Below are 3,920 nucleotides of genomic sequence, written 5' to 3' on the forward strand. Positions count from 1 at the left end.
GTCTGACATCTGCGGTTTCTGTATCGATCGAAGACTTATGCAATCTTGTCTAATATTAGTTCGTAATCAGGGGTGCGAGTCAAGAGTCATAGATGCGGACTCGCACCCCTGATTACGAACAGTTTTTATTGCGGGTAATTCAGCGAAGATAATATAGTTAACGATTAACTTACCGTTTTGAATTCATCCAATTTAGCTTTGACTGTCTGCATATCTTGCCACATAAACCATTTGGGTGTCTCCGGTTCGCGGGAGGGATTTCGCAACAAGTATGATGGGTGAAAAATTGGCATACACAAACGTCCTTCCCATTCAATCCATTGACCTCTAATTTTACTAATTGGTCGCTTGTCGCTTAACAAACCTTTTAGGGCTGTTGCACCAGTTAATAAAATGATTTTGGGGTCTAAAATGCGAATTTGTTCGAGCAAGTATGGTTTGCAAGCTTCGATTTCTTTGACTGTCGGAGGGCGGTTGTTGGGAGGGCGACATTTGATGACGTTGGCAATGAATACGTCGGTTTCTGTGCTCAATTCTACTGATTCTAAAATCTTATCTAACAGTTGACCCGATCGCCCTACGAAGGGTAATCCGGTTTCATCTTCATTTTGTCCGGGCGCTTCTCCCACAATCAAAATTGAGGCTTGAGGATTGCCGCGCCCGATGACGGCGTGAGTGCGGGTATTTCCCAATTCGCAGCGGTGACAGCGGTTGCAGTGATCGCCGATTTGTTCCATGTTTTGATAGGTGCCGGCTGGAATGGGAATTTTGGCATTTGCTGGGATTGAGTCGTTTTGGAAAGCAGCACTTTGATTGCTGTCAAAAAGGCTAAGTTGCAAGTCGCTGGACATAAATTTTATAAGTTGAGAGATTTTTTTGAGCTGAGAGTTTATAGTTTAGATGGTGCTGGACGATTTGAGATTGGTTGGATGTTTGTATGCGATGCTGTCGCCGATCGCACAATCCCAAATTAACACTCGCAAATCACCAATTGTTTGGTTGAGCTCGTACAGGCAAAAATATGTTCTCTCACCCGTTTTTTGACGATCGCGCCGATGCAGGCGAAAAACTGGCCGAGGCAGTTGCAGACGAGCTCGGCAAGTTGAATTTAATCACACAGGATACTATTAAACCGATTGTTTATGCCTTGCCGCGCGGGGGTTTGCCGATTGCTGTGCCGATTGCGCGCCGCTTGGGCTGTGCTTTGGATGTGGTTGTTGCTAAGAAAATTACTCGCCCAGATAATTTGGAATTGGCGATCGGGGCTGCAACTGCTGACGGCGAGGTTATTTGGCAAAAGCAAAATCAGCCAAATTTGCGCTTGCAGAAATCTGCACTCCAGCAGGCTGAAAATAGCGCTCAATCTCTGTTGGCAGATTTGGCTTCGGGACGACCCAATGTCAGCGCGGCCGGGTCATTGGCGATTTTAGTGGACGATGGGATTGCGACGGGGATGACGGTGGCTGTGGCGGCGCAGGCTTTGCAGTCGCAGCAACCGGCGGCTTTGTGGATTTGCGCGCCCGTCGCCCCGCCAGAGTTGATGGGATTTTTGGCCAAAATCGCCGATAAGTTGATTATTCTGGAGACTCCTCACCCTTTTTACAGTGTCAGCCGCTTTTACGCCCAGTTTCCCCAGGTGGAGACGGCGGAGGCTTTGGTGTGTTTGCAGCGACAGATTGAATGGCGATCGTAGGTTAAGCTGGAAGGCTACATCCAAAAGCTCGATCGTTAAAACATGAGACCTTGGGAATATTGGTTGAACGCTGTGATCCTGTCTGCTGTGCACCATCCGCCTCGCTTTGTTGAGTTGATGATGTTGACTTTGGCGATGATTTTTCTCGGGCTGTGGAGTGTAACGTTGCAGTGGCAATATTTAACTCTATCTTTAAGTTATATCATTGGTTCGTCTTTTTCTATTTTGGTGCGGGAATCTATCGGGCCGCGGCCTCAATTTCAGTTAACTCATTTAACTGCATTGTTGTTGTTAATTATCAGTTTTTATAGTTTTGCTGAATTGATTAGATAGTTAGATCGTGTCCGGTAAAATAACTCTCATAAGTTTGATCGTTCGGACTTCAGTCCTTTCTTCAATCTCTTAAATAACCAGGACTAAAGTCCGAACGATCAAACGACTTTTTTCTGGGGATGCTGCTAGTGGGATTGATGCAAAATTATGCGATTTCCGGCGGGATCGAAGGCATAGATTTCTAACCCGTGAGAAGCTTTGATAATTTCTCCGGCGGGGGGATATCCTAAGGCCCAGATTCGGGCGATCGCAGTTTCGATATCGCTGACTTCTAAACACAAACTCATGCCTGTTTTGGCTCGACTTGCAAATTCGGATTTGTGGGACTCTTTGGGTTTGAATATGCCGAGTCTCAGGCCGGGAAGTTTAAATTCCGCATAGGTATTTGGAATATAGGGGTTTGGTTCTAGGTCGAGAAATTTGGTGTAAAATTTAACGAGAACTTCTTTGTCAATGTCTGCTAAAGTCACTAATGCTGCGCTGTATTGGAAACTCATATAAATTGATATTTGGTAATTGGCAACGGGGAAATCGATTTATATCTACAATAGATAGGCTTTATCAAGTCTTTCTAGCACCCAACTTTCTACTTCATCTTCTGCAAGAACTTTTGCACCTAGTTCAGAGAAAGTCGAGGTAGCTTGCCGATAAGTTTGCTGAAGTTCTTGATAGTTATTAAAGTCTTTTTTGGGCGGTAGTGCCACGATCGCAATAGGAAAATCAGGTTGAGACTGTTTTACATTACTAATCATCCAAAACAAAGAGCTTTGCAGGTATTCCGGTATCTTCACCTCAAATGATACACCGTGTGCTGCCAAATAAGGTCGCCCGTTAGCAACAACCGCATCAAACTTGGATTCTGCATGAGTACCCTGCACCGAATAACTTGTTTTTAGGAGTTCTTTATAATCATTTTTAACCTGTTGTTGAAAAACATTTCTAAATTTAGAAGTGGTCAATCTTGCAGCATCTTGGCGGTCACGTCGATGCGGTTTTGGGAAATTTAAATCTACCAAAAAATTACTGGCAATATCTTCTAGTAAACTATCGACATCTTCTAACGAGCCACGAGGTTCTGTCCACTGAATACTATTGAGCCAATCCGGGGCAATTTTATTTAAACGTTCCTGATAAGGAGCATTTGGGTTATCCCCAGGAAAAATCAATCCACATTCAGCAGCTTCAGACATTCGCTGAGCAAAAGTTTTTAATAAAGTAATATCTTCCATGCCAAAGTTTCGCACGCGCTCCCAGTTTGTGAGAAACTGAACGCGCACCTGTTCTTCGTTAAAAGCAACAACGCCAATATTAATCCGTTCGTTAGCAATTGGATTGGGAACGTATTGAACGATACTATACTTGCTTGCCATTGTTTCCGCCTTTTTGTCTGACAGTGGCTATAAGAGCGCCAGCAAATCCTGCCTTCTTTTAACAAGATACTCTACCATGGTAACACGCTCGTCAATTGTAAGTCCCCATTCGCTGGGTGGAGCAGCCACAGCTTGAATAATGCTTTCTTCGCTGACAGCATCAAGAAGCAGAAGTCCCTGGTTGAGATCCTCTGGCTTTAGTTGACAATTAGAAACAAGGCGGGGGTTTATCTCAGCATTAGCAGCTTCGAGCAAGTCGCGCTGCTTCCACTCTGGGCCGCCTGGAAAGAAATGACCGTGGTCTACAGAGTAAACTAAATTGGGACGAAGATTTTGATAGATGAATTGACAGTCATTAGCATATACCCATCCGTACAACAAAATCAGCAAAGCAAATCTTTCGCGGTTTTCGGGCTGGTTTGTGTACTTGATTTCTTCTCTTTCAGAAGAACATTTAGGGAATCGATTCGGGTGCATCTCTATGAGTGCAAGGGCGAAGCATTTCGGCAGACAATTTATTAGTG

The 3,920-nt window shown here is 44.4% G+C and carries 6 protein-coding genes; 2 read left to right on the forward strand and 4 right to left on the reverse strand.

The genetic code is table 11. The features are described from left to right. Positions 1-164: 164 nt before the first annotated feature. Positions 165-851, reverse strand: a complete 687-nt coding sequence (locus QT974_RS32150) for a uracil-DNA glycosylase (RefSeq protein ID WP_333472427.1) — start codon at positions 849-851, stop codon at positions 165-167. Between the two features lie 170 nt (positions 852-1,021). Here QT974_RS32150 and QT974_RS32155 point away from each other — a divergent pair, with 170 nt between their 5' ends. Then, entirely contained in the window at positions 1,022-1,693 is a 672-nt protein-coding gene (locus QT974_RS32155; protein ID WP_333472428.1) for a phosphoribosyltransferase, read from the forward strand. Positions 1,694-1,765: 72 nt separating this feature from the next. After that, positions 1,766-2,026, forward strand: coding sequence for a hypothetical protein (locus tag QT974_RS32160; protein WP_333472432.1), 261 nt, complete (start codon positions 1,766-1,768; stop codon positions 2,024-2,026). Positions 2,027-2,151: 125 nt separating this feature from the next. Here the strand turns inward: QT974_RS32160 and QT974_RS32165 are convergent, their stop codons facing one another. The 3 genes from QT974_RS32165 to QT974_RS32175 all read right to left on the reverse strand — a co-directional run. Beyond that, the gene (locus QT974_RS32165) at positions 2,152-2,523 is read right to left on the reverse strand and encodes a VOC family protein (RefSeq protein ID WP_333472429.1); all 372 of its coding nucleotides are present in this window, start codon (positions 2,521-2,523) and stop codon (positions 2,152-2,154) included. A 45-nt stretch (positions 2,524-2,568) separates the two neighbouring features. Further along, positions 2,569-3,396: a DUF3037 domain-containing protein gene (locus tag QT974_RS32170; protein ID WP_333472430.1), complete on the reverse strand. Its 828-nt coding sequence runs from the start codon at positions 3,394-3,396 to the stop codon at positions 2,569-2,571. A gap of 27 nt (positions 3,397-3,423) precedes the next feature. Further along, positions 3,424-3,920 (reverse strand): hypothetical protein (locus QT974_RS32175; protein WP_333472431.1); only part of this gene is annotated, 497 nt, incomplete at its 5' end.

It is taken from the genome of Microcoleus sp. BM001215392, from assembly GCF_036700185.1.
In the GTDB taxonomy this organism is placed as follows: Bacteria; Cyanobacteriota; Cyanobacteriia; order Cyanobacteriales; family Microcoleaceae; genus Microcoleus.

What these genes read in the sequence shown, in the direction of transcription:
- QT974_RS32155 (WP_333472428.1), top strand. Translation starts at nt 1,022, where the DNA reads ATGTTCTCTCACCCGTTTTTTGACGATCGCGCCGATGCAGGCGAAAAA.
- QT974_RS32150 (WP_333472427.1), bottom strand. Translation starts at nt 851, where the DNA reads ATGTCCAGCGACTTGCAACTTAGCCTTTTTGACAGCAATCAAAGTGCT.
- QT974_RS32165 (WP_333472429.1), bottom strand. Translation starts at nt 2,523, where the DNA reads ATGAGTTTCCAATACAGCGCAGCATTAGTGACTTTAGCAGACATTGAC.
- QT974_RS32170 (WP_333472430.1), bottom strand. Translation starts at nt 3,396, where the DNA reads ATGGCAAGCAAGTATAGTATCGTTCAATACGTTCCCAATCCAATTGCT.